The following is a 26089-nucleotide window of genomic DNA, read 5'->3' as shown; positions in this document are numbered from 1 at the left end:
AAAACAAAATCGTTGACAATTCTGTTCGCCTAGATTTAGCGTCGACACGCACTCACTCAGGGAGGGCACATGCCGGAGGAAGCCCGTCCGGGCTCCGGAGAGCAGGCCAAGCAGTACGCGCTCGATCAACTGCGGAAGGCGATTCTGCGCGGCGAGATGTCACCGGCCCAGCGGCTGGTGGAGAACGAACTCGCCGAGCAGTACGGCGTGACGCGGGCGAGCATCCGGGCGGCGCTGCTCGAGCTGGCCTCGGAGGGCCTGGTCGAGCGGATCCGCAACCGCGGCTCGCGGGTGCGGGTCGTCACGGTCGAGGAGGCCGTGGAGATCACCGAGTGCCGCATGGTGCTCGAGGGGCTGTGCGCGGCCAAGGCGGCTCAGGAGGCCACCGACGCGCAGCTCGACGAGCTCGCCGGGCTCGGTGACGCCATGTCCAAGGCGGTGGAGAACGGTGACCCGCTCACCTACTCCGACCTCAACCACGGGCTGCACGCCCGTATCCGGGAGATCTCCGGCCAGCACACGGCCGTAGGGCTCCTGGAGCGGCTCAACGCCCAACTGGTGCGCCACCGCTTCCAGTTGGCGCTGCGTCCGGGGCGTTCGCAGCAGTCCCTGAGCGAGCATCTGGCGATGATCGAGGCGATCAGGGCCAGGGACCCGCAGGCGGCCGAGAGGGCCGTCCGCGCCCACCTCCGCAGTGTGATCGACGTGTTGAGCGCCGACTGACGCCGCATCGGGGGCGGGTGCACACCTGTCACCAAGGAGATGCAGCATGACCAACGGCCACGCGCCCGCCACCGGGACACCACGATCGACCCTGGTGGTCACCGCGCACGCCGGGGACTTCGTGTGGCGGGCGGGCGGTGCCATCGCGCTCGCCGCCGCCCGCGGCGAGAAGGTGACCATCGCGTGCCTGACCTTCGGGGAGCGCGGCGAGTCCGCCAAGGCGTGGCGGGAGGGCAGGAAGCTCGACGAGATCAAGGCGCTGCGCCGCGACGAGGCGGAGCGCGCCGCCGCCACCCTCGGCGCCGACGTCCGTTTCTTCGACGCCGGTGACTACCCCCTCGTGGAGACAGCCGAGCTGACCGACCGGCTGGTCACGGTCTACCGCGACACCCAGCCCGACGTCGTCCTCACCCACCCCGTCGAGGACCCGTACAACGGCGACCACCCGGCCGCCAACCGCACGGCGCTGCAGGCCCGCATCCTCGCGCAGGCCATCGGCTACCCCGGCGAGGGCGAGATCATCGGCGCCCCGCCCGTCTTCTACTTCGAGCCGCACCAGCCCGAGATGAGCGGCTTCATGCCCGAGGTCCTCCTGGACATCACCGAGGTCTGGGACACCAAGCGCAAGGCCATGGAGTGCCTCGGCGCCCAGCAGCACCTGTGGGAGTACTACACCGACCTCGCCGTGCGCCGGGGTGTGCAGCTCAAGCGGAACGCCGGGCCCAACCTCGGGCTCGCCCACACGACCATGGCCGAGGCGTACATGCGCCCGTACCCGCAGATCGCGAAGGAGCTCGCCTGATGCCCGGCGTCATCGTCACCGACCCGCCCAAGGCCGACCCCAAGGACGTCGAGGCGCTCGCCGGATACGGCGTCGCCACCATCCACGAGGCCATGGGCCGCACCGGACTCCTCGGCCACCACCTGCACCCGAACCAGCGGGACACCCGCATCGCGGGCACCGCCGTCACCGTGCTGTCCTGGCCCGGCGACAACCTCATGATCCACGCGGCGATCGAGCAGTGCGCCGAGGGCGACATCCTCGTCGTCACCACCACGTCCCCGTCCACGGACGGCATGTTCGGCGAGCTGTTCGCGACCGCGCTCCAGAAGCGCGGTGTGCGCGGCATCGTCACAGGCGCCGGGATCCGTGACACCGCCGAACTGCGCGAGATGGGCTTCCACGCCTGGTCGGCGGCCGTCTCCGCGCAGGGCACGGTGAAGGCGACCGCCGGCAGTGTGAACGTGCCGGTCGTCATCGGGGGCGAGACCGTCCGGCCCGGTGATGTCGTCGTCGCCGATGACGACGGTGTGGTGGTCGTGCCGCGCGAGCGCACCGCCGAGGCCGCCGAGAAGTCGCGGGCCCGCGAGGAGAAGGAGGCCGCCACCCGCGCCGCCTTCCTGGAGGGCCAACTGGGCCTGGACCGCTACGGGTTGCGCGACACGCTCGAGCGGCTCGGCGTCGAGTACCGCACTTACGAGGAGCACACCTCGTGACCGGGGCCGAGGGGCTGCGCTGCACGCTGATGCGCGGCGGCACCTCCAAGGGTGCCTTCTTCCTCGCCGACGACCTGCCCGCCGACCCGGCCGCCCGCGACGACCTGCTGCTGCGCGTGATGGGCAGCCCCGATCCGCACCAGATCGACGGCATCGGCGGCGCCCACCCGCTCACCAGCAAGGTCGCGATCGTCAGCGCCTCGCAGGACCCGGACGTCGACGTCGACTACCTCTTCCTCCAAGTGGGCGTCGACGAACCGGTTGTGTCGGACCGTCAGAATTGCGGAAACATCCTTGCCGGCATCGGCCCGTTCGCCGTCGCGCGCGGACTGGTGCCCGCGGGCGAGGAGGAGACCTCGGTCCGCATCCGCATGGTGAACTCGGGCGACCGGGCTACGGCGACGTTCCCCACGCCGGAGCGCCGGGCCCTCGGCGTGCCGGTGGCCGTGGCCGTCGAATTCCCGCCGGGCGAGGGTGCGTTGCTGTCCACCGGGCACACCCGCGACACCGTCGCCGGTATCGAGGTGACCTGCGTCGACAACGGGATGCCGACCGTGCTCGCCCCTGCCGAATCCCTGAAGGTCACCGGATACGAGGATCCAGGGGAGCTGGAGGCGGACGCCGAGCTGGCGGCACGCCTGCATGAAATCAGGCTTGCAGCGGGTGAGTTGATGGGTCTCGGTGACGTCTCCGAGGCCACCGTCCCCAAAGTGACCCTGCTCGCCCCGCCCCGGCACGGCGGCGCCGTCACCACCCGTACGTTCATCCCCGTGCGCTGCCACACGGCCATCGGCGTGCTCGGCGCGGCCAGTGTCGCCGCGGGCCTGCGGATCGAAGGAAGTGTGGCGGCCGGCATCGCCCAACTCCCCACCAAGGGCGACCGGGTGCGCATCGAGCACCCCACCGGCTCCACCGACATCGAAAGCAGCCTCACCCACGGCCCGGACGGACAGCCGGTCGCCGAGCGCACCGCCGTCGTCCGCACGGCCCGCACCCTCTTCGACGGCACGGTCTTCCCGCGCCCCGCACCCACCACAGGAGGTTCCCGATGACTCCGCCGCTCGGCGACATCGCACACATCGGCCACGCCCAGCTGTTCACCCCGGACCTGGACGCCAGCGTCGGCTTCTTCACCGACTTCCTGGGACTGGCCGTCTGCGGCCAGGACGGCAACAACGTCTACCTGCGCGCGTTCGACGATTACGAGCACCACAGCCTGGTGCTCACCGCCCGCGAGCAGCCCGGTCTCGGCCGACTCGCGCTGCGCACCTCCAGCGAGGAGGCGCTCCAGCGGCGCGTCAAGGCGGTCGAGCAGTCCGGCGGCACCGGCCACTGGGTCGAGGACGAGCCCGGCATCGGCAAGCTCTACGTCACCACCGACCCGGACGGCCACGAGCACGCCCTGTACTGGGACAGCGAGCACTACCGAGCCCCCGAAGAACTGCGGCCCGCGCTGAAGAACCAGCCGCAGGCCAAGCCCAACCGAGGCGTGGGCGTGCGCCGCCTGGACCACATCAACTTCCTGGCCTCCGACGTCCTCGCCAACGCCGAGTACCAGCAACAGATCCTGGGCGCCCGGCCCACCGAACAGATCCGCCTCGACACCGGCCGCGTCGCCGCGCGCTGGCTGACCTTCACCAACAAGTCGTACGACGTCGTCTACACCGAGGACTGGACCGGCGCCAACGGCCGCCTGCACCACATCGCCTTCGCGACCGACAACCGCGAGGACATCCTGCGCGCCGCCGACCTCGCCATCGACAGCGGCGTGTTCATCGAGACGGGCCCGCACAAGCACGCCATCCAGCAGACGTTCTTCCTCTACGTCTACGAGCCCGGCGGCAACCGCATCGAGCTGTGCAACCCGCTCACCCGCCTTGTCCTCGCGCCCGACTGGCCACTGATCACGTGGACCGAGGAGGAGCGCAAGAAGGGCCAGGCCTGGGGCCTGAAGACCATCGAGTCCTTCCACACCCACGGAACCCCACCGATCAAGCCCTGACCCGAGCCTTGGCCCCAGAGGTGGTGGCTGACCGCCCCTGGGGCCAAATCGTTGCCGAAATTGTTAACAAAAGCGTTGACGAAGCAGTCATGGCTTCCTAACGTCTACGCCACAGCGAGCTCGAGGCTCCCAGCGGAGTCAGCAGCTCAGGGGCACGCTCCGGCCGTCTCGCATCCGGCCGCGCGAGCCGCACCGCCACGCTCCCTACGCCCTTGCAGCCTGGGACCAGGCCTCGTCCTGTCGTCCCGCACGAGAGGAAACAACGATGTCCTCCTCCGCCACCTCCCCGCTCGCCCAGGCGAGCAGGCCAACGGCCCGCCGAAGCCGAAACGCTGTCGTCGCCCTGTGCTGGGGACTCGTCCTCCTGGACGGCATCGACACGTTCATCTATGGCTCCGTACTCCCCAAGATGCTCGGCAGCCACAGCCTCGGGCTCGCACCCGACGTCGCAGGCACGATCGGCAGCTGGTCCAATTTCGGCATGCTGCTCGGCACGATCCTGTCGGGTATGGCGTCGAACTGGATCGGGCGCCGCGTCACCGTTTTCGCCAGCGTCGCAATTTTCACTCTGGCCACGCTCGGCACCGGCTGGTCACAGTCCACTGGCCAGTTTGGCTTCTTCCGCTTTGTGTGCGGCTTCGGCCTCGGCGCGCTGCTGCCGATCGCGATCTCGTACGGCATGGAGTTCACCTCGCGCGGCCGCCGCGCCCTCGCCACCGGCATCATCATGACCGCACACCAGACCGGCGGAGCCCTGGCCCCGCTGATCGCACTGTGGCTGGTCGAAGACTTCGGCTGGCGCTCGGCCTTCATCGCCTCCGCGATTCCGGCCCTGATCCTGCTGCCGATCGCCTACAAGATGCTGCCCGAGTCGCCCACCAACCTGCTCACCCGCGGCCGTCACGCCGAAGCCGGGCAGCTCGCCGCCGACTTCGGCACCGAGCTGCCCGAGCCGAAGGAGCGCAGCACCGACAAGCTCGACGCCCTGAAGAATCTGTTCCGCGGCGGCCAGTGGACTACGACGCTCTGCTTCTGGCTCACGTCCTTCGCGGGCCTTCTCCTGGTCTACGGGGTCGGCCAGTGGCTGCCGAAGATCATGGTCGACCTCGGCTACGACACTGGTGACTCGCTCCTCTTCTCCACGTTCCTGAACGTCGGCGGCATCTGCGGCATGCTCATCGCGGGCCGCACAGCCGACAAGATCGGCCCGCGCAAGGTCGTCATCGCCTGGTTCATCCTGACCGCGGTCTTCGTCTACCTCATGGGCGTCAAGATGTCGATCGGCCTCCTGTACACGGTCGTCTTCTTCGCCGGGCTGCTGCTCTTTTCCGGCCAGACCATGGTCTACGCGACGGTCGGCACCCACCACAACGACGAGGACCGCCCCACCGCCCTGGGCTGGGTCTCCGGAATGGGGCGCTTCGGTGCCATCTTCGGCCCGTGGATCGGCGGTGCGCTGATCGCGGCGGGCAACGCCGACATCGGCTTCACGATGTACGCCTGCGCCGCTCTGATCGGCGCTGTGATGATGTCGCTGGCCGCCCTCACAATCAGGACGCGCTCGGCGCAGCGCTGACGCCGCATGGCGGGCCGCGTCACTTCAGCGATCCACCCGACGGAGCCCGCAGCGCCCGCTCAAAACCAGTGAGACCGCTGTCGCAGATGCCCTATCCGGAACCTCCGCAAAGGCGCCCCGGATCGTCGAATCCGTGGTCGAACCCTCGCGACGCGAACCGGTCGGCGGTGACGCGCTCCTGAGCCGACCGCGCCCCCTTGAATAGGCGTCGCCGAACGCGAGCGCTCGGCCACTGACGCCGACAGCACAGGTTGCGCCCACCACCACCTCCCGGCCGGGTACGCCGGAGGGCAGTCGGTCCACCGCGATTCGAGGTGAGGTCGGGTTTGAGTGCGGCCAGACGGTGCCGTCGGCGTCCCGCCGTTTCAGATTGCCGGCCCAGCCTGGCATCACCCCTCATCACGATCGCCACCTCCACCGTCTGCAGACGCGGCGAGGGGAGCCCCTCGGCCAGGTCTCCTCGCCCCTCGGTATCGCGACCTCATCGGCCTTCCTGAGAATGTCAGCACAATTGTTGTGCAGATTGTTAACACAGCTATAGCGTGCACGACGCCTTGCACCCGAGACATCCGGCGAACCACTCGGTACTCAATGAGGAGACTTCATGCAGCGGCTCTCCGCGTCGCCACGACGCACCGCTCTTGCCCCCACGAGACGTCAGGAGGGGCACACTCCGACCCGCAAGCGCCGCCTGCGCGGTATGGCGATCGTTGGCTCGCTCGCGCTGACGGCGCTCGCAACGCCGGCCTCGCTCGCGGTCGCGTCCGGCTCGCACGAGCGCGGCCATGTCGTGGACTCACAAGACGCGGCGCTGGCGTTCGACAGGAGCGCCTACACGACGATCACCGTCACGGTCGACGACCAGCCGGTGAAGGTGCGTTGGTACAAGGAGCTCTGCTACGTCGCCAACCCGGTCGCCGCCGCCGCGCAGCAGCCCGGGATGGGCGGCACCACCACCATCAGCAACACCCGCTGCGGCTACGAGAGCATGAACGTGTTCGTGCCCGAGAGCGCCTTCGGCGACCAGCGGGCGCCGATGTACTTCGCGGTGAACAACTCCGGCTGGATGGCCAGTTACGTCAGGTCGAGCGTCACCGCCGGCGCCACCTACAACAGCTCGACGAGCAACGTCGGTGCGGCGCTGAAGGCCGGCTACGTCTTCGTCGACGTCGCGAACCGCAGCCGTGGGCTGGTGGGCGCGGACGGTTCGTCGCCGGGCAAGGCGCCGGCGGCGGCGGTCGACGCGAAGGCCGCGGTGCGCTATCTGCGTCTCAACGACGCCGCGATACCGGGCAGTTCCGAGCGGATCGTCGTCAACGGCACCAGCGGCGGCGGCGCGCTCTCCTCCATCCTGGGTGCCTCCGGCAACGACAGCGAGTACGACTCCTACCTCAAGGCGATAGGTGCGGCCGGCATCGATGCCAAGGGCCACAGCACGCTGCGCGACGACGTGTTCGCGGTAAACGCGTACTGCCCGATCACAGATCTCGGCAACGCGGACGTCGCCTATGAGTGGCTCTACAACATCCTCGGCAGCCGAGATGAGACCAGCTCGAACGCGCACCCGGCGGACGCGGCGGCGATCGCGGCCAAGTTCCCCGCATACGAGAAGAACCTCGGCCTGCGCAACCCGGACGGCTCGAAGCTGACGGCCGCCACGATGCTGGACACCATCAAGAAGGAAGTCGTCCGCTCGGCGGAGACGTATCTCAAGGCCGACTCTGCCAACACAATCCCGGCGCTAGGCGAGGACTTCGTCATCACGTCCGGCGGTCCCGGCGGGGGCGGCACGAAGTCGTACGTCAATGACTGGCTGGACGTCGACAACGCCGCGAACAAGGTGCGCTCCGTCGACATGACGAAGTACCTGAAGTTCGTCGCCACCCAGGCCACACTGAAGACGACGCCGGCCTTCGACGCGGTGGGCGTGTACGGCAACACCACGAGCGGCACCGAGACCAACCTGTTCGGCCCGTACGCCCAGAAGTACATGAACTACACCGAGTTCAGCTGGGACCACAACAACGTCCCGGGCGACGGCAGCGGCCTCGACGACACCGGACTGACCTGGAAGCAGTACACCGCCAAGAAGTCCACCACCGTGGACGACCAGATCCACCTCATCAACCCGATGGACTTCATCGGCACCAAGGACGCCGACACGGCGCCGCACTGGTACGTCCGCAACGGCACGCGGGACCGCGACACCTCCTTCATCATCGGCATCAACCTGGACCGCGCGCTGAAGACGGACCCGCAGGTCGGAGACGTGGACTTCCAACTCGCCTGGAACCAGCCGCACGCCGGCAACTACGACGTGCCCGAGGCCATGGCCTGGATCGCCAAGGTCGTGAAGAAGGCCGGAGACCCGCTCGCCGGCGGAGACCGCAAGTAGGACCGGTGCTCGGCCGGTTCCCCGGCCGAGCACCTCTCGTCCCGTCAGGCGCCGGTCCAATCGGGCAGGAACCGTGTGACGTCGACGTCCTGGAACGGGGCGCGGACGAACTTGTCGCGCAGTTCCCAGGGCACGGTGCAGTCGAAGATGACCTTCGTCGAGATGCCGTGGTCGGCGTTGGTCCACAGGAACTCCGGGTCCGCCGACGGATCCAGTGGATGGCAGCGGACGCCGGGGATCGGGATGACGGAGCGTTCGGCCTGGAAACGGGTGGTCATCGCCCACAGCACGTCGTCGGTGTCGAAGATGTCGACGTCGTCGTCGACCAGGATGACGTGTTTCATCTCCGGGAACGCCCCGAACGCCACGATGGCGGCCTGGCGTTCGCGGCCCTGGTCGTTGTGGTCGCGCTTGTGGATCTGCAGGATCCCGACGTACTTGCCGCCGCCCGCGGGGTGGGCGTAGACGTTCTTGACGAGGCCGGGCAGGGCGTCGTCGAGGGCCTGGGTGAGCGAGCCCTCGGTCGGGATGCCGGCCAGGCTCACGTGCTCCTCGCCGGGGCCGACCAGCGTCTGCAGGATCGGGTCGGTGCGGGTGGTCACGGCCTTGACCTTGACGACGGGCAGCGAGGGGTTGGCCACCCCGTCGTAGCCGGGGAACTCGGGCATGGCGAAGCCGGTGCCGGAGTGCTGGTCCTCCGCGACGCGGCGGCCAGGAAGGATCTCGCCCTCAATGACGATCTCGGCGGACGCGAGGGCGTACTCCTCGACCGTCCTGGCCTTGACCAGTTCGACGGGCGAGCCCTTCAGGCCGCCGGCGAACTCGAGCTCGTCGAACCCGTACGGCGTCGACGGCGGCTCGAACGAGATCGCCATGTACTCGACCGGCGAGATGCCCATCGAGATGGTGATCGGCATCGGTTTGTCCATCGCCTCGTACTTCTCGTACATGAAGCCGATGTGCCGCCCGGTCTGCATGAAGACCGACAGCTCGTCCTTGTCCTGCACGCACAGACGGTGGATCGTCACGTCGTGCTTGCCGGTCTCGGGATCCGTTCCGCGCAGCACCGCCATGCAGAAGTACGGTCCGGAGTCTTCGGGGGTGTTGGTGGGCGCGGGCAGGAGTTTGCGGATGTCGAAGCCGGGGTCGGAGGCGAGGTGGACCTGTTCCTGGCACGGGGCCTCGTCGACGATGAGCGGGTCCTTCGCGTGCTGCATCGCGTTGAGCATGTGCCGCCCGAGCTGTTTCACGTCCGCGCCCAGGAACGTGGCAATGCGTTGGCGCGCGGCGAGCACGCCGACGATCACGGGGATGTCGTAGCCCTTGACGTTCTCGAACAGCATGGCCGGGCCGACCCTGGTGGGGCGGGTCACCGTGCCGCCCGCGCCGACCTTCTTGTAGACGCCGGCGAGTTCGGCGGTGGGGTCGACCTCGACGGAGGTGGAGACGAACTGGCCCGGCTGCCGCTTCAACAGCTCGATGCCCTCACGCAGGTCCTTGATCGGTGCCTTCGGCGCGGGCGCGGTCCTGTCGCTCATGCGTCCAGCCTTTTCGTGAGAGCGGTCAACTGGTCGAAGAGCGTGGCAAGTTCGCCGTCTCGCCGCTCCAGGGGCGCAAGTCCGTCCTCCGCGAAGTCGGTGAAGAGCGAGAGCGCCACGCAGGCGCGGACGTCGAGCATCTGAAAGTTGGCCACGATCTGGCGCCACTGCTCCACCGCGCGCACGCCGGCATCGGCGCCGTACGAGACGAATCCGACCGTCTTGCCTGCCCACTCCGAGCCGAGCGAGTCGAACGCGTTCTTGAACGACCCCGGCACCCCGTGGTTGTACTCCGGAGTGATGAAGACGAAGCCGTCGCATGCGTCCACCGCCCGGCTCCACCGGGTCACGTGGGGGTCGTCGTACTGCTTGTTCGCCGCACCGGGAACCGTCGCCGAGGTGAGCGGCGGGACGCCGAACTCCTTGAGGTCGAGGAGTTCGTACTCCGCGTCGGCGCGCTGGGTGACATGCGCCTGGACCCAGTCGGCAACCGTCTTGCCCCTGCGTCCTTCGCGGACGGAACCGATGATGATCCCGATCTTCATGCGTCCTCCCCCGCGGGCTCGCCCTGCGGGCCGCTCCTTCGGGCGCTGTCCCGAAGGTCCTGATCCCAGCGCGGGAAGACGTCAGTGCGCAGACCGAACTGGTCGAGGGCGCGGCCCACGGTGTGGTCGATGATCTCCTCGATCGTCGACGGCCTGGAGTAGAAGGCCGGGACCGGCGGGAAGACGGTCGCTCCGGCCTCGGTCACAGCCGTCATGTTGCGCAGGTGGATCAGGTTGAGCGGCGACTCCCTGACGAGCAGGACCAGCGGTCGTCGTTCCTTCAGCGTCACGTCGGCGGCGCGCGACACCAGCGACGACGTCACCCCCGAGGCGATCTCCCCCAGGGTGCGCATCGAGGTCGGGGCGATCAGCATCCCTGACGTCTGGAAGGACCCCGACGACAGCGGCGCACCGACGTCCGTGTGGTGGTGCACGACGTCCGCACGCCCCTCGAGGTCGTCCTTGCTCAGGTCAGTCTCGTAGGCCCGCGTCAGCGCAGCCGACTTCGACACGACCAAGTGGGACTCGATCCCCAGCTCACGCAGGATGTCGAGCGCCCGCACGGCGTAGACGATGCCCGTGGCGCCGGTGACACCGACTACCAATCGGGCGGGTTCCTCGGTCCTGGCCACCATGCGGCGCTCCGTTCTCGCTGGGTCGGGCGGCGTCCACCGCACCGGGGGCGAGGAGCGGAATCAACCATACCCACCTTGTCCACATTTACCCCACTTCTTCAAGGCGGGCGTGCGGGCATGTACGGAGCGGGGAGCTCCCGAAGGGTCAGATTCCGGCCGACCCCGCGCACGAGGCACCGCCGCTCCCCCTGCCTCCGGGTACGGCGGTGGGGTCGGCGAGGATCCGCGCGCGACCCGCGGCGATGGCACCGTGCAGCGCCGCATCAGGGCCGAAGACGCCGGGCGAGACGGCCACGGGAAGCGAGGGGAACGCGGCGCGGCGGGGATCCATGCGGACCTTGACGCCCGGCAACAGCCAAGGCAGCCACTCGGCGAGATGACCTCCGAGGACAATGCGCTCGGCGTCGACCATGCCGATGATCGACTGAATCGCGGCACCCAGGGCACGCCCGGCCCGATCCAGAGCGGCCAAGGCCCGAGGCTCTGACGATTGCAGGCGTCGGCCGAGTTCGGCCAGGGCGGCGCCACTGTCGTGCGGTGCGGCACGTTCGCCGAGCCCGGCGGCATCGAGGACGGCGCGCGTGCTGATGTATGTCGTCAGGCAGCCGGTCGCGCCACACCGGCAGGCAGGCCCGTCGAGGGAGACCGGGATGTGGCCGAGCTCCCCGGCCAGGCCATAACTGCCGTGATGAATACGTCCGTTGATGATCAGGGCCCCTGCGACACCGGCGTCGGACTTGACATAAGCGACAGTGCCGCCGGGATCGTCGCCCGCCGCAGTGAGGGCGTGCTGCTCGGCCAATGCCGCCATGTTGGCGTCATTGACCACATCGACGGGGCAGGACTGCCCGGACAGCCGGTCCGCGACGAGCGCAGCCAGCTCCGGCGCGTGCCAGCCGCGACCCGGGTCGTCAGCGCGCGCATCCGTGACCGGCCCTGCCATGGCGATCACCAGGCGGCCCGGGTGCACACCGGGGGCCGCGGGCACGGACTCCGCGACAGCGGCGGCGACGGCGTCGGCCATCTCCTCGCGCGGCCCGAACGGCCCCTGGTGGTGCGCCAGTTGTCGAGCCCCGTCGGGCGGGCCCGCGAGGCCCGCCGTCATCACGGTGATGTGCTCCCAGGTCACGTGAACAGCCGTGGTCCGTACCCTTTCGGGCACCAGGCGCAGCAGTCGGCGCGGCCGACCCCGGGCGCCCGTGACGGCAGCGCCCATCTCCTCCACCAGCCCGCGTGCGACGAGGTCGGCGACGAGCGCGGTCACCGAGGCGTGCACCAGGCCGGTGCCGGCCGCGACCTCGGTGCGCGCGCAGGGGCCGTGGTCGGCGATGTGCCGCAGGACCAGGGCGAGATTGCCGCGGCGGACGGCCGCGGAGTCGGCGGGGATGTTCACGTCCTCGATTCTGCCTGCTCGCGGCGGGTGCGCGTACCTTCATCGTCTTCTAATTTTTCAACCATTGAAAATAATGGGTCGGGTTCCGCACACTCGACTCGGACGGGCCCAGTACCTCCGTCCCGGCCGCACATCGTCCGACCCATGTGACCCCCGCACACGCAGCAACGCGTTTGCCGCGATGAGGAGACAACCGTGAAGCACAGGGCAGTGAACCGCAGGACCGTCGTCATGGGGATCGGCGCCACCGCCGGCGTCGCAGCCATCGGCGGTTTCGCCCTGAACGCACAGGCGGAGAACAGCGACACCGAGAGCGGATCCGGCGCCTCGGGGGCGTCGGACGCGCTGGTCTTCGACAAGGACGACTACACCGAGAAGACCGAGACCATCGCCGACGCCTCCGGCACCGACCGCGAGGTGACCTATCGCTTCTACAAGCCGCGCAACTACGTGACCCACCCGGTCGACGACACCCACCAGAGCCTGTGTGTCAGCGTTCCGGTGAAGATCGACGGCAAGGCCGTCGAAGCGAGTCACGCACCCATCGTCCTCGCGAACGCGGTGGGCGCCTACATGTCCTCCAGTGTCGCGAAGGCGACCGGCGTGGGGCAGAACGCGCTGGAGATGACCGGCATGGGCGGCTCGTCCGGCGGGGCGCCGAGCGGTATGCCCAGCGGGATGCCGTCCGACGGTGCCGGCGGCGGTCCGGGCGGCGGCGCCGGAGCCATCAACGGCATGGTCAACCTCGCCGAGCTGGCCCTCACAGCCGGTTACGTCGTCGTCGAACCCGGAGCCCGCGGTCGCAGCCTGACCACGTCGGACGGCACGTACTACGGCACCGCGCCGGCCGCCATCGTCGACCTCAAGGCCGCCGTGCGCTACGTACGCTTCAACAGGGGCCGCATTCCCGGGAACACCGACCGGATCGTGTCCACCGGCACCAGCGCGGGCGGCGCCCTGTCCGCGCTGCTCGGAGCCTCCGGCGACAGCAAGCTCTACGACAAGTACCTCAAGGACCTCGGCGCGGCCGGCGCCTCCGACGCGATCTACGCGACGGGCGCGTGGTGCCCGATCACCGACCTGGAGCACGCGGACGGTGCCTACGAGTGGAACTGGGGCAGCAACGCCACCCAGTCCACCGGCAAGGCCGTCGACCAGAGCATCTCCAAGCAGTTGCAGTCGCAGTTCGCCGAGTACCAGGCGTCGTTGAAGCTGCACGGTCTGCACGGCTACGGCCCGCTGACGGCCCGCAACTACGAGGACTACCTGCTCAACCAGTACATCCAGCCCTCGGCCACGGCGTACCTGAAGGGCCTGTCCAGCTCCGACCGTGCCACGTACCTCGCCAAGAACACCTTCATCACCTGGAAGAACAACAAGGCGACGTTCACGTGGGAGGACTACCTCACGCACGTGGGAGCGCGCAAGAAGACCGCGCCAGCCTTCGACACCTTCGACCTGTCCGCCGCTGAGAACAACGAGTTCGGCTCGGGCACCACCGAGTCCCGCCACTTCACCGCCTACGGCCAGAAGAACGACACCACCGGGCTCACCACCAAGCGCGTCGACAGCGACATCCCGGCACTGCTCGACCTGATGAACCCGATGCACCACCTCGGGAAGAGGAACCCGGGCCGCTCCAAGCACTGGTGGATCCGGCTGGGCACGAGCGACACCGACACCGCGTTCACGGTGTCCGCCAACCTGGCCGCCGCCGCGGCAGGCCTCGGCGACACCGTCGACCACTCCTTCTACTGGGACAAGGGCCACGCCACCAACGAGGACCCGGGAGATTTCCTCACCTGGGTCGCCCAAGTGACCGGCTACCAGGGCTGACCTGGGTACGGGTCAGGCTTCGCCGAACGACCGAGCGATCACCAGGGCCGACCGCACCGCATGCGCCACGCTCGTGAGCGTGGGGTTGCCGGCGGTCGGCGTCGGGATGACGCCATTGCCTCCCACGAAGAGGTTGTCGAAGCCCCAGACACGGCAGGAGGGGTCGCACACCGACGTGCCGTCCTCGGCGACACCCATGCGGAACGTGCCCTGGTAGTGCAGCGAGGACCCCGGAGGCATGAGCATGGGCTCGCGCCCCGGCGCGAACCGGCCGAGCGTGTCGGCGACGCGTTGCTGCACGGCCGTGACGCGCGCGATGTCGGCGTGGTCCTTCTCGGTGAGGGTGTATTCCGTATGGACCTGCGGCAGCCCGAAGCGGTCGGTCTCCGTCTCCGAGAACACCAGCCGGTCGTCGGCCGAGATGTCCTTCGGTACGAAATAGCCCATGCCGATGACCTGCGTGCCGTCGTCCTTCGGCCCGTCCGCGAGCGCGATGGGCGAGAGGTCCATCTGCATGAGCTGCCCGTGGTAGGGGTGCTCCTCGGAGAACGGAACCCAGTGCACACCGACGAGCGGATCGGCCACGCGGTTCGCCGCGTAGGCGCCCGGCACCTTCTCCGGGTCGAGGGCCACCCCCGCCATCACCTGGGTGTGGTCGTTCAGATAGCGGCCCAGTGCGTCCGGGCGGACACCCGAAGCCCACAGCAGCTGGGGGGTTCGGATGCCGTCACAGGCGACGACCACCACCTTCGCCTCTTGCGAGTAGGTCTCCCCCGTGCGCAGGTCCTTCAGGCGCGCACCGGTCACTCGGCCTTCCTCGACGAGGAGTGAGCGGCACAGTGTCTCGCTGCGCAGTTCGAAGGTGTTGGGCGGGTCGGTCGCGAGGCGGTCCAGCACGATGTCCGTGCCCGTCCAGTACAGCGTCCCGTCGGGCTTGACCGTCACGGCCAGCGGCATGGGCTGCACTCGCCGGTCGAGGGGCAGTTCGGCGTCGAACTCCTTGACGAGCGCGGAGCACACCGCCTCGCCCACGGGGCTGGTGGCGAAAGCGTCCTGGGTCACCTGCAGGATGTGCTGGGCCCGCTCCAACGCGGTGCCCCATTCCTGCGGGTCGATGAACTCGGGCAGCTCTGTCCCGTGCGGCCACGGGCACGCGCCGGTCCAGTGTGCTGCCATCCCGCCGACGCATGTCGACATGGCGGCGGCGTGCATCGCGGTCGGCAGCATCGAGGCGGCCGCCCTCGGGTCGAGGTAGGCGGTGCCGGGCCGGGCCGTGTCGGGCGTCGGAGGTCTGCCCTCCGTGGCGATGATGCGGGCGATCTCCGCCTCGTCGGCGTGCTCGGACTGGGACTTGGCCTGCGCCCAGCGGCGCTCTTCGACTCCGGCGATGTTCTTCACGTGCACGCCGGGCACGGAGGTGAGCTGTGGGCCGGCGTCCACGAGCAGGATCGACAGGTCCGGGTTCTCCTCCGTGAGCACGCGGGCGTAGGTCGATCCGATGGGACCGCTGCCGATGATGAGTACGTCCGGCATGAATCTTCTCTCTGTCCGCTCTCTGTCCGACGGGTGGAAGGGGCTGTTGCCGGCTCAGGCGCGCAGCAGCCTGCGCATGAAGGCGTGGTGGCGGCGCACCTGCTCGCAGCTGTCGACCTCGAAGGCGTCCTGGATGAGGCGCTGGCCCTCGTACTCGCTGTCGAGGGAGCCCGTGTAGCCGCTCGCGGCGATGGTGGAGAGCACGTCGGCGTAGGGAATCGCCGCCTCCGCCCCGTCCGCGATCTCGTAGAACTTCGCGTGGACGTTGCCGACGTAGGGCATCAACGCCTCGAGGTCCGCGACCGAGTTGGCGCGCGGGCCGAACGCGCCGGAGTGACCGGCGAGGGTCCGTGCCGCCTCATTGCCGCCCATCTCCCGTACGTGCGCGACGACTTCGCCGGTGGAGCGTGTTTCGGCGAACGCGCCGGTGATGTAGTCGAGGATCTCCTCGCCGACGCCGCGGCGGCGTGCCTGGGCCAGCAGCGCCTGCGGCATCTGCTGGCAGAACACTCCGAGGTCGAGCGTGAAGCCGAGGTGCTTCGTGCCGGTCTTCTCTATGAGGTCGACATAGGACGTCGTGAGGGGTCCGCCGAGTCGCACCGGCGCGTGGATCTCGGGGAGGATGCGGATGTCGAGGCGCTCCGCGTCCGGCAGCGCGGCGCACACGAGTTCCGGCGCGGCGTCCTCGACCGGCCCGGTCGTCGGGCGGATGGCCGGGAACCCGAGCCGCTTCGCGAGCTCCATCTGGGTCACGAGCCGGCCGACCGCCTCCTCGTGCGAGAGCTTTCGGTGACCGGCCTGGGCCACATCGACGAAGGTGTCCATGACGGTCGGGGTGAGGCCGTGCAGCTCGATCAGCCGATGCCACTCGTCGATCCACGCGGTCGACGGCTCCGGGTATCCGGGCATCATCTGCTCGGGCAGCAACTGCACGCCCGTGGCACCGATCGCGGCGACCTCCGCGACGGCGTCCGCGAGCGTCATCCGGCCGAGGAAGTACTCGTACTGGTAGCTGTAGAGGCTCACTCCGAGACGCTGCGTTGCCGGCTCCTGCACGGGGTCGACGATCGTCATCGAGCGCTCACCGTGGCTGACGAACCCGGGGGCTGGCATGTAGGAGGGGAACACCGTCTCCGACAGACGGATGGCGTGCGGTCCGGGTGGGAGCGCCGTGCCGCTGAGCACGCTGATCGTGGCCCGTGCGCCGTACTCCCAGCGCACCTGCTCCTCGCCCGCCATCTCGTCGAGGGTGTATTCGCGGCCGTCGACGGTGAATCGGATGTCCTCGCGGCGGCATGGCTCGCCGTCGACGCTGACCGCCAGGTTGCTGACGATCGTCAGCGGCACGCCGCGGTAGTAGCCGATCCGGGCCTCGAAGGCGAAGCCGACCACGCGGCCGTCGCGGGTGACCGGGCGGAAGCCCTGGGTCTCGATGAGGTGGTTCTCGTTCATTTTCGGCTCCTGGTTGGTGTGTCGGTTCTCCGTGCCTCCGCGGGCGACCGGCGCTACGCGTCGCCACCGGCCGCCGTCGCACGCATCGCTTCGAGCCGGGCGGTGTTGGCGTCGTTGTGTTCCTCGCTGATGCGGTAGAACGCGAGTGGGACCACGGTGAGGATGAAGGCCGCGGCGGGGAACACGTTCGCGACGACGTTGATACCGTCCAGCACCTCGGCCGTGGGATGCGTGCCCGCGGCGTAGCCGAACGCGCCGAGCAGAGCAACGCCGACGGACGCGCCGACTGCGGTTCCGACCTTCTGCGCGAAGCTCACACTCGCGTAGCCGGTGCCGTCGCTGCGGATGCCTGTGCGCACCTCGCCGTCGTCGATCGCGTCGGGCACCATGCTCATCATGATCGCGATGCTGAAGTTCGCGATGCCGTAGACGGCCGACAGGGTGACGACCACCCACAGGTTCGACCAGCCGACGATCGTGAGCAGCAACAGCGCCGCGGCCGATCCCAGCGAGCCGATGATCGCGAGGCGCTTCTTGCCGACGCGGCGTGCTATGGCGGGGTTGGCGAAGGCGACGATGCCGACCACGCCGGCGAGCGACGGCACCATCATGAGTGGGCCGATGAGGTCGGGCCTGCCCACGTTGTTGATGAGGTAGTAGATCACCGTCGACATGCGGCCGAAGAAGCCCAGCATGACGAGGAGGAAGGCGACGGCGAGAGCCAGCAGCGAGCGGTTGCTCATCAGTGCCGTCAACGTGGACTTCGGCGTCGCGCGCTCGCGGCGTACCGGCGTGACGACTTCCTTCGTGCGGAAGAACAGTGCAAGGAACAGCACGAGCGAGAGCGCGCCCATGACGAGCGCGGTCAGCGTGTAGCCCCTGACCGTCATCGCCCCGCCCTTGCCGCTGAATTGGATGATGAGCGGCGCCGAGACGAGAGAGATGAGCACCGCTCCGACGTTCGTCCCGATGAGCCGGACCGAGTTGAGGGCGACACGGTCCCGCGTGGATGGTGAGAGCACCATCGAGAGCGAGCCGTAGGGCACGTTGACGACGCTGTACACGACACCGAGCACCATGTACGTGCCGATCGCCCACCCGAAGCCGGCGCCGCCGTTGCCGAACGGCGCCGTGAAGGTCAGCACGACCATGACGGCGAGCACCGGCGAACCGAACAGGATCCACGGGCGAAAACGCCCGAACCTGCTGCGGGTGCGCTCCGAGAGCCCGCCGATCAGGGGGTCGACGACGGCGTCCAGAATGCGCGCCGCGAGCATGAGGACGGCCACCGCGCCCGTGGCCAGGCCGACCGAGTCCGTGTAGAAGACCGTGAGGTAGCTCGTGCCCAGCGACCACGCGAGCTGGCTCGCGACGTCACCCATCCCGTAGATGGCCTTGGTGCCGAAACCGAGATATGCCCGGTCGTTCACATCTGTTGAAACTCGGCCTTCGTCGGCCTGGCTTTCGATGGTCATTGGCCTCACCCCATTGTGGTCGCGTTACCGGTTTCGGCCGCGTAACTGTCAATTCCGATGTCTCGCCCAGGCATGGACGCAGAGGGAATCTGCGATCCATCCGGGCACCTTCCGCATGCCGAGCAGGACGACATGCGGATCAGGGCCGGGATTCCGGCACACGCATTTGGTGGATTTCCGCCGACGGCGGGCTATCGCCGGGCTTCGATCAGGCTGAGTTGTTCGAGTATCGATCCTGGCCTTTTGCGCCCCATGAGGTGCTGCAGGAACGAGGTGTGGTCGAGGACCAGGTCCCGGAACGGCTGCAGCGGGGCAGGTGTGTGGTGGAACAAGCGCCCGTTGCGGTAGGCCAGTTCGGTCTGCCACGCGGTGTGCGCCTTGCGGGGTTCCTCGTACTCCGTGAGCGCCGCCGCCACCTGTGAGAGGTCGGTCAGGTTGCGGCCCGCGAGAGCCCTTCCGAGGAAGTAGCCGTCTTCGATGCTCATGCCCGCGCCGTAGGCGGCGTACGGAGAGGTGGGATGTGCGGCGTCCCCGACGAGCGTGACGCGGCCGAGCGACCATGTGGGGATCGGTGGCCGGTCACGGAGCAGCCACGTCTGCACGCACGCGCTGTCCGTGGAGGCGACGAGCTTCGGCATCGGACCGGGGAAGTTGCTCATCAGCCGCGCGGCGTGGCCCTTCAGGTCCGCCGGAGCCGGCTCTGCGGGGTCTTGGGCGCCGACCACCCACCACTGAAAGCCGTCCCGGCCCTCGTGCCGGATGCTCGTGTGGGACCCCTGCACGGCCCGGTCGTGCATGATCACCGCTTGGCCCGGCACCGCGCCGGTGTCCTCGGCGAAGGTGTAGCCGCCGATGAGGCGGAGGCGGTGTTCGCGCACGGGGCCGTCGTTCCAGAGCGTCTGCCGCACGATCGAGTTGATGCCGTCCGCGCCGACCAGGACGTCGAATTCCTCGGCGGCGTCGTCCTCGAAGTGGAGGACCACCTTCTCGGGGTCCTGCTCGACGCGGACGACGTTGCGGCCGGTGTGCAGGACGCCCGTAGGGAGCGCGGCGAGCATGCGCTCGTACAGCTCCGGGCGGAGCAGCCCGATGAAGGTTCCACCGAATTCGCGCTCGATCTCGGGCGGAAGTGCCACCTTCGCCCTCAAGTGGCCGCGAGCGGAGCGCAGCTCCTGGCGGCACGGCGCGCCCAGGTCGTCGGTGTCGACGCCGAGGATCTCGAGCGCTTTCAAGGGCGGCGGCCAGAGGTTGAGAATGTTGCCGGCCGGCTTGGCCTCGGGAAAGCGCTCGAAGAGCGTGACGTCGTGGCCCGACTGCGCAATGGACATCGCCGCTGCCATTCCCGCCGGCCCGCAGCCGAGGACTGCTACGCGCCCGGATGCTTCTGAGGTGCTCATGGCGGCTCCATGTCGGTGAAGTTTCCAGGAACTTACAAAGCCGACGGTTCCCCGACTATCCCGAACGTGCGGCACCTGGCCACATCCTGCAGTGGTGTCCGCCCACTGCTGCCGGGCCGCGGTGACTCCGTCAGGCCATGGGGCGCAGACGCTCCGGGGGCTCTCCGTTGAACGCTGCCGTCAGGATCCTGTCGAGGCTGCCGCCGCTCACGCGGCGCGGGTTGGCGTAGGGCGCGGAGAGCGCCTGCTCCCTGACCGTGGCCAGGCCCGCCGGATCTGCGCCCAGCTCGCGCAGGGAGGCCGGTGCTTGGAGTTCCTGGTTGAGCTGCCACAGCCGGGCCGGCGGATCGTCGTGGCCCAAGGCCTGCCTCATGCGGGCGCGGGCTTCCGGTGCTTCCTCCAGGTTGAAGGCCAGTGTGTGTGGCAGCAGCACGGCATGGGTCTCGGCGTGGGGCAGGTCCAGGCTGCCGCCCAGGGCGTGGCACAGCTTGTGGTGCAGGGACATGGTCGTCAGGCCCAGGCATGTTCCGCTGAGCCACGCCGCGTAGAGGGCTGCTGACCGGGGCCCGTCGGCCGTCGGGTCGGCGACCACGGCCGGGAGGGCGGCGGCCATCGCGCGCACCGCTTCCTGGGCCATGAGATCGGTCAGCGGGGAGCGGTCGGGGGCGTAGAGGGCTTCGGCCGCGTGGGCCATGGCGTTGAGTCCGCTGGTGACCGACACGCCGGCGGGCAGGGTGTGCGTCAGGTCGGGGTCGTACAGCACGGAGACGGGGCGCACTCTTTCGGCGCGTCCGGTCGTCTTGGTCTGCCCCTCGGTGATGCCCCACACGGGTGTCATCTCTGAGCCGGAGTAGGTGGTGGGGATCGCGACGTACTGGAGATTCGCCTCGAGTGCGAGGGCCTTGGCCAGGCCGATCGCCGAGCCGCCCCCGACGGCGACGCATGCCCGGGCTCCGAGGGAGGCGGCAGTCTTGCGTGCGGCCTCGACGGTGGGCCGGGGCACGTGCATGCGTGCCTCGTCGAAGACGCCCACGACCGTATCGGGGAGTTCGGCGGCAAGCCGGTGGGCGAGTTCGCGACCACTGTTCGAGCACAGCAGGAGTACGGGGCTGAGCACCGATGCGGCCAGTTCGTCGCCGAGCGTGCTCAGGCTCCCCGCGCCGAAGCCCACGTGCGTGGGCTGTGCGGGGACGGTGAAGTGGCCGCCGCCGACATCCCCGTTCATGCGGGCTCCCCACCCCGGGCCGGTTCGAGCACCAGGTCGATGTCGGCATGGGCGAACGGTCCGGGCAGGCCGTGCCGGGCGGACTCCTCCGCGTCGTCGATGCGCCGGAACTCGCGGATCAGGCTGCTCTTGACCGCGAAGACCGCGTCCGACTCCAGGTAGGGGCTGTCCGCCACGAAGATGTGGGTGGTCACGGGAGAGTGGCCGTCGGCCGTCGCGATGAAGTGGATGTGCGCCGGGCGGTACGGGTGGCGGCTGGTGGCCAGCAGGAGCTGGCCCACGGGGCCGTCGGTGGGGATCGGGTAGTGGGAGGGGACGACCGTGGTGAACCGGAACCGTCCCTCGTCGTCCGTGGTGAACAGGCCCCTCCCGTTGCCGGGCGGCAGGACGTCCGGGCGTTGCACGTCGTAGAAGCCGTCCTCGTCGGCCTGCCACACGTCCACGCTCGCCCGTGCCAGGGGCGTGCCGTCGGCGGACAGGACGCGCCCGGTGACGAGACACGGCTCGGTCTTGCCGACCTCGTCGATGCTGGCGCCCAGTTCCCGCCGCGGCGACTCGGTCATGTGGAAGGGGCCGAGGACCGTGGCTTCGGTGGCTGCGGACGACTTGCGGTGGTTGATGTTCTCCACCAGCGAGGAGACACCCAGCACGTCGGAGAGCAGCACGAACTCCTGACGGGTGTCGTCGCAGGTGTGTCCGGTGGCCGTGAGGAACTCGACGGCCTTCTCCCATTCGTCGAGGGTCGGTTCCATCTCGCGGACCGCGGCGTGGAGGTGTTTGACGAGGATGGACAGGCAGTCGCGGAGCCTGGGGTCGGGTGTGTCCACGAAGCTGGCGACAGTGGCGTCCGTGAGGGTGGTCTCGTCGAGGTCGGCGGACGGTGCGGACCCGGTCATGATGTTTCTCCTGTCGGTGTGCTGGGCGCGAGCCGGCCCGCACCGCATGCAGGGGAGGCCTGACAGAAGCGGTGCGGGCCGGCGGTCTCACATCGGGGGCGCGACGAACAGGCCGGGGTCGACGTCATTGAAGGAGCGGCCGGCGACGAACTCGTTCATCTGGTTCGCCGTGCCCCACTGATCGATGATCTCGGGGTTGGTGAGGTCGTGGATGGAGGGGTGCCAGGTGTCCTCGTCGACGAGTTCGAGCTCCGTCGTGTACTCCACGGTGTTGCCCACCGGGTCGAGGAAGTAGCTGAAGGTGTTGTCGCCGGCGTGGTGGCGGCCGGGGCCCCACACCTTCTCGACGTCGCCGCGCAGCATGCGGCCCGTGCCGCGCATGAACTCGTCGAGGCCGCGCATCTCGAACGAGGCGTGGTGCAGGGCGACATGCGGCCCGCGGGCGATGGCGAAGCTGTGGTGGAGCGCGTTGCAGCGCAGGAACCACATGAACTCGCCCTTGGAGCCGATGCGGAGGGTGTCGGACAGCCGGAACTCCAGGTGCTTGACGTACCAGGCGACGGTCTGTTCCGGGTTCGGGGAGTTCATCACCACGTGCGACAGGCGTACGGGGATCGACTCACGTTCCTCGATCTTCCGGTGCTTGCGGGTGGCGACGTCGGCCGAGACCTCGACGACGCGGCCGTCGCCGTCGAAGAAGCGCACGCCGTATCCGCCGCCGGGGGTCGTGAGGGGCCGCGGTTCGTGCACCATCTTGACGCCCTGGCCGATCAGCTTCTCGGTGAGCGTGTCGACGTCGGCGGGGGTGGCGGCGCCGAACGAGACGAGGTCCATGCGCTTTTGGGCGTCGCGCCGCAGCCGCACCACGTACTGCTCGGGCGAGCCCTCGGCCGCGAGGAAGGAGACCCCGTTGTCGTTGTGGGTCTCGGTCAGGCCCCAGGTGCCGGTGTAGAAGGCGTGCTGGGCCTCGAAGTCCGGCATCGCGATGTCGATGTGCCGCAGGTGTGTGATCAGGTGTTCGGTGCTCATCTCAGGAGCCTCCCTTGGTCAGACGGGCGGTGAGCCAGTCGGTGATGGTCGGCATGACCGGTCCGGTGCCCATGTGGCCGCCGGGGAAGAGCCGCGCGGTCTTCGGGTCGCCGTGGCGCAGGCTGAGGTGGATGTCCTCGGCGCTGTTCTGCCGGTCGTCGATTCCGTTGACCAACAGCAGCGGGGCGCTGGGCCGTTCGAGGATGCCCTGGTCGAGGAGGGAGAGCCGCGGGCAGGCCGCGACGTAGTCCTCGAAGGTGCGGCCGCCGAAGATCCGCGAACGGGCGGCCATCAGGTCCATGAGGTACGAGGAGGCGTTGCGGGACTTCTCCTGCCACTCGGGCTGGAAGGTGAGGTGCACTCCCCCGCCCCAGTTGACGGCCGCCGTCAGCTTTTCGCGGTGGGTGTGGGCCAGTTTCATGGCCCAGTAGCCGCCGAAGGAGAGCCCCAGGGCGGCGCAGCGCGACGCGTCCAGGTCGCTGTTCTCCAGCCAGGCGAAGACCGGGTCCCACTGCCGTTCGGCGTCGGGTCCGGCCAGGACCGGGGACTGCCCGACACCGGGCTTGTCCATGTGGAGGGTGGCGAAGCCGCGCTCGCGCAGCTTCCGGCCGCGCGCGTACGTCTCTTCCTTCCAGACGTCGATGCCGCCCCACATCATCACCACCGGCGGCCGCTCGACACCGCGGGGCCTCGCCACGAAGAAGGAGACGGTGTCTCCTTCGTTCTCCCGCCCCTCGAAGGGGACGGTGACGTGCTCGACCGGCGGGTCGTCCAGTGCTGTCGCGTGTGCGAAGTAGGTCCGTGCCTGCACGTAGGCGTCGAGCTTCGCGGGGTGGACGGGCGAGGGGTAGCGGCCCAGGAAGGCGAACTGGTAGGCCTGCCACCAGGCTTCGCGTGCCTCCGTCAGGTCACCGGTCTTCTCCTGGTTCCTGGCGCGGTCGGCGAAGTCGGCGGCGATGCCGGTCCAGTGCCCGGCCCAGGCGACCGGGTCGGTGCCGGGCAGGGCGTCGATGGCTCGGCGGGCCGCGGCCTCGTCGATGGCGTTGAAGGGGTTGCGGCGCTCCGCGAGATGGGTGCGGAGCCAGTCCTGCGCGTCGGGCAGGGTTCGGGTCAGGTCAGCGCTCACGGGGAATCACCGGCAGTAGCAGTCGGGACGGGTAACGGGTGTTGTGGTGGACGTGGTGCAGCGTGGTCCGGGAGCTGCCGACGTGGTACGGCACGTACTCGGCGTTGGTGGCGCCGGCCACGCCGGTCGGGGTGTCCATGCTGGAGATCTCCAGGCAGATCCGGTGTCCGCGGCGGAACTCGTTGGCGGTGGCGAGGATCTCGATGTCGTACTCGACGACCTCTCCCGGCTCCACCGGACGGCGTGCGGCGCGGGTGAGCTTGTGGAACGGCTTCCACTGCGTGGAGCGCTGCTCGTCCAGGGCGCGGTTCGACGCCTTGAGCCAGCCGCGGGTCAACTCCCGCTTGGGCAGGTCCTCGTCGATGTCGCGTTCGCCCTCGCGGACCGTGCGCACCGAGGGATCGGGGCCGACGTCGGAGAGGGTGACGATCCAGTTGGTGTCGTCCTGGTCGATGGCGGCGAACAGTTTCAGCACCGCGGGGCCCGCGATGGTGAGGTCCTCGCTCAGCGGTTCCGACAGGTAGCGCAGCGTCGATACCTGTCGGGTGTGGGTGAGGGGCATCTGTACGAACGAGTCGGGCGGGACGGTGTCGTCGGCGGAGGCGGGCGTGAAGGGTGTGGGCTTCAGCCGCTCCCAGCTGTTGAGGTAGAAGGGCGTCCACTGCGTCTCGGGCAGCGGCCAGTCCTCGCCGGTGCGCCACTCGTTGGCGCCCGTCACCCAGTAGCGGACGGCCGGCTCATCCATGACGCCGGTGTCCATGCCCTTGAGCCAGTGGTCGTACCAGCGCAGGATCTCGCCGTGCAGGCCGTGGAAGGGGCGCTCCAGGTGGGCGGGGCCCGCGAAGAGCATCTTCTTGGGCGACGTGTCGAGGTGGCGCCAGTAGGTCTGCGCGCCCTGCAGATGCGTCTTGTACGTGTAGGCGTACCAGCCGGATCCGGTGTAGACGGGGATGTCGATGTCGGCGATCTCGCGCTCGCTGCGCTCGACGGTGCCTTCGGGCTCGTACGGGTCGATCAGCACGTTGAAGTAGGCCGGCAGGTGCTGGCCCTTCATCGTCAGCACGTTGTACAGGTGCGGGTGGAGCTTGTAGTCGTCGTTGTTCATCGCCTCCTTCCACAGGCTGTCCTTCTCGGCGCTCAGTTCACCGGGGGCGCCCTTGTCCTGGTGGAACACGCCGAAGTGGGAGACGAGGTAGCGGAACAGGTGGACGACGCCGCCCGGGTACTCCTCGCGGAAGCCGCCCAGCGTGCCGTACGCGCCGCGCGGGTCGAACGGGAAGATCGCCTTCAGGTGCGGGGGCCGCTGCCGGGCCACGTACATCTGCTCGGCGCCGAAGCCGGAGATGCCGACCATGCCGACCTGTCCGTCGCACCAGGGCTGCTGCGCGATCCACTCGATCAGGTCGTAGGAGTCCCACGTCCGCTCCCCGCCACCCTGTGACTTGCCGATGGCGCGCGGGGAGCCGATCACGTGGATGTAGCCGCGGGCGGTGAGAAAGCGGGTGTCGCCGGCCTCCTGCGGGCCGCACCACAGCGGGGACCAGGAGGGCTGCGGCGGAATCGTCTCCGCGATGTCCGGGCCCTGCAGGTCCTTGTTGTAGATGGCGAAGGCCAGCAGGGCGGGCAGCGGCGTCTCGGTGCGCGGGCGGTAGATGTCCACGCAGAGTTCGACGCCGTCGCGCATCGGGACCCGCACGTCCCGCTCGGCGATGAAGTCGTCGTACTCGGCTGGGCGGTCGTAAGTCGTCGGCAGGGTCTCGGAGTTGAGCGGCAGTGCGACAGGCCGGTGCGAGGCGGTCATGGGTAGTACACCTTC

At 69.0% G+C, this 26089-nt stretch carries 21 protein-coding genes; 8 read left to right on the top strand and 13 right to left on the bottom strand.

Annotated features, from left to right (window positions below):
• Positions 1–69: 69 nt before the first annotated feature.
• The 7 genes from ACY34M_RS22815 to ACY34M_RS22785 all read left to right on the top strand — a co-directional run bounded on the left by ACY34M_RS22815 (position 70) and on the right by ACY34M_RS22785 (position 8193).
• Positions 70–723 (top strand): GntR family transcriptional regulator, encoded by a 654-nt coding sequence (locus tag ACY34M_RS22815; RefSeq protein WP_462719874.1) that lies wholly within the window; start codon positions 70–72, stop codon positions 721–723.
• 46 nt (positions 724–769) lie between these two features.
• Positions 770–1525, top strand: a complete 756-nt coding sequence (locus ACY34M_RS22810) for a PIG-L deacetylase family protein (protein ID WP_462719873.1) — start codon at positions 770–772, stop codon at positions 1523–1525.
• The gene (locus ACY34M_RS22805) at positions 1525–2220 is read left to right on the top strand and encodes a 4-carboxy-4-hydroxy-2-oxoadipate aldolase/oxaloacetate decarboxylase (protein WP_462719872.1); all 696 of its coding nucleotides are present in this window, start codon (positions 1525–1527) and stop codon (positions 2218–2220) included. Before ACY34M_RS22810 ends, ACY34M_RS22805 begins: the two co-directional genes overlap by 1 nt.
• Entirely contained in the window at positions 2217–3272 is a 1056-nt protein-coding gene (locus tag ACY34M_RS22800; protein WP_462719871.1) for a 4-oxalomesaconate tautomerase, read from the top strand. Before ACY34M_RS22805 ends, ACY34M_RS22800 begins: the two co-directional genes overlap by 4 nt.
• Positions 3269–4222 carry a catechol 2,3-dioxygenase gene (locus ACY34M_RS22795; RefSeq protein ID WP_462719870.1) on the top strand — a complete coding sequence of 318 codons (954 nt, stop codon included), beginning with the start codon at positions 3269–3271 and terminating at the stop codon, positions 4220–4222. Before ACY34M_RS22800 ends, ACY34M_RS22795 begins: the two co-directional genes overlap by 4 nt.
• A gap of 265 nt (positions 4223–4487) precedes the next feature.
• A complete protein-coding gene (locus ACY34M_RS22790; protein ID WP_462719869.1) occupies positions 4488–5798 on the top strand; it encodes an MFS transporter in 1311 nt (436 codons plus the stop codon).
• 700 nt (positions 5799–6498) lie between these two features.
• Entirely contained in the window at positions 6499–8193 is a 1695-nt protein-coding gene (locus ACY34M_RS22785) for a subtype B tannase (protein ID WP_462719868.1), read from the top strand.
• Positions 8194–8237: 44 nt separating this feature from the next.
• On the opposite strand, the gene ACY34M_RS22780 is transcribed toward ACY34M_RS22785, so the two are convergent.
• The 4 genes from ACY34M_RS22780 to ACY34M_RS22765 form a co-directional block, all read right to left on the bottom strand.
• On the bottom strand, positions 8238–9731 hold the full coding sequence (locus tag ACY34M_RS22780; RefSeq protein ID WP_462719867.1) for a UbiD family decarboxylase: 1494 nt from the start codon (positions 9729–9731) through the stop codon (positions 8238–8240).
• Complete coding sequence (locus tag ACY34M_RS22775) at positions 9728–10276, bottom strand: NADPH-dependent FMN reductase (protein WP_462719866.1); 549 nt, start codon at positions 10274–10276, stop codon at positions 9728–9730. Before ACY34M_RS22775 ends, ACY34M_RS22780 begins: the two co-directional genes overlap by 4 nt.
• Entirely contained in the window at positions 10273–10911 is a 639-nt protein-coding gene (locus tag ACY34M_RS22770) for a UbiX family flavin prenyltransferase (protein ID WP_462719865.1), read from the bottom strand. Before ACY34M_RS22770 ends, ACY34M_RS22775 begins: the two co-directional genes overlap by 4 nt.
• Before the next feature lie 145 nt (positions 10912–11056).
• The gene (locus ACY34M_RS22765) at positions 11057–12304 is read right to left on the bottom strand and encodes an ROK family transcriptional regulator (protein WP_462719864.1); all 1248 of its coding nucleotides are present in this window, start codon (positions 12302–12304) and stop codon (positions 11057–11059) included.
• A 231-nt stretch (positions 12305–12535) separates the two neighbouring features.
• Here ACY34M_RS22765 and ACY34M_RS22760 point away from each other — a divergent pair, with 231 nt between their 5' ends.
• Positions 12536–14140 (top strand): subtype B tannase, encoded by a 1605-nt coding sequence (locus ACY34M_RS22760; protein WP_462719967.1) that lies wholly within the window; start codon positions 12536–12538, stop codon positions 14138–14140.
• 12 nt (positions 14141–14152) lie between these two features.
• On the opposite strand, the gene ACY34M_RS22755 is transcribed toward ACY34M_RS22760, so the two are convergent.
• From ACY34M_RS22755 to ACY34M_RS22715, 9 genes are all read right to left on the bottom strand, one after another.
• Positions 14153–15673 carry a GMC oxidoreductase gene (locus ACY34M_RS22755; protein WP_462719863.1) on the bottom strand — a complete coding sequence of 507 codons (1521 nt, stop codon included), beginning with the start codon at positions 15671–15673 and terminating at the stop codon, positions 14153–14155.
• A gap of 54 nt (positions 15674–15727) precedes the next feature.
• Positions 15728–17125, bottom strand: coding sequence for a C-glycoside deglycosidase beta subunit domain-containing protein (locus ACY34M_RS22750; RefSeq protein WP_462719862.1), 1398 nt, complete (start codon positions 17123–17125; stop codon positions 15728–15730).
• Between the two features lie 53 nt (positions 17126–17178).
• Positions 17179–18600 carry an MFS transporter gene (locus tag ACY34M_RS22745; protein ID WP_462719861.1) on the bottom strand — a complete coding sequence of 474 codons (1422 nt, stop codon included), beginning with the start codon at positions 18598–18600 and terminating at the stop codon, positions 17179–17181.
• 191 nt (positions 18601–18791) lie between these two features.
• A complete protein-coding gene (locus ACY34M_RS22740) occupies positions 18792–19997 on the bottom strand; it encodes an FAD-dependent oxidoreductase (protein WP_462719860.1) in 1206 nt (401 codons plus the stop codon).
• A gap of 130 nt (positions 19998–20127) precedes the next feature.
• On the bottom strand, positions 20128–21222 hold the full coding sequence (locus ACY34M_RS22735) for a maleylacetate reductase (RefSeq protein ID WP_462719859.1): 1095 nt from the start codon (positions 21220–21222) through the stop codon (positions 20128–20130).
• Positions 21219–22118, bottom strand: a complete 900-nt coding sequence (locus ACY34M_RS22730) for a dioxygenase family protein (protein WP_462719858.1) — start codon at positions 22116–22118, stop codon at positions 21219–21221. The genes ACY34M_RS22735 and ACY34M_RS22730 overlap by 4 nt, the downstream gene beginning before the upstream one ends.
• A gap of 87 nt (positions 22119–22205) precedes the next feature.
• Positions 22206–23147: a VOC family protein gene (locus tag ACY34M_RS22725; RefSeq protein ID WP_462719857.1), complete on the bottom strand. Its 942-nt coding sequence runs from the start codon at positions 23145–23147 to the stop codon at positions 22206–22208.
• Position 23148: 1 nt separating this feature from the next.
• Positions 23149–24273: an alpha/beta hydrolase family protein gene (locus ACY34M_RS22720; RefSeq protein WP_462719856.1), complete on the bottom strand. Its 1125-nt coding sequence runs from the start codon at positions 24271–24273 to the stop codon at positions 23149–23151.
• Complete coding sequence (locus tag ACY34M_RS22715; RefSeq protein WP_462719855.1) at positions 24263–26074, bottom strand: CocE/NonD family hydrolase; 1812 nt, start codon at positions 26072–26074, stop codon at positions 24263–24265. Before ACY34M_RS22715 ends, ACY34M_RS22720 begins: the two co-directional genes overlap by 11 nt.
• Positions 26075–26089: the final 15 nt, after the last annotated feature.

It is taken from the genome of Streptomyces sp. EDA2-14, from assembly GCF_054963755.1.
The sequence above is the reverse complement of the archived record's forward strand: the minus strand, read 5'-3'. Positions and strand labels throughout refer to the sequence as shown.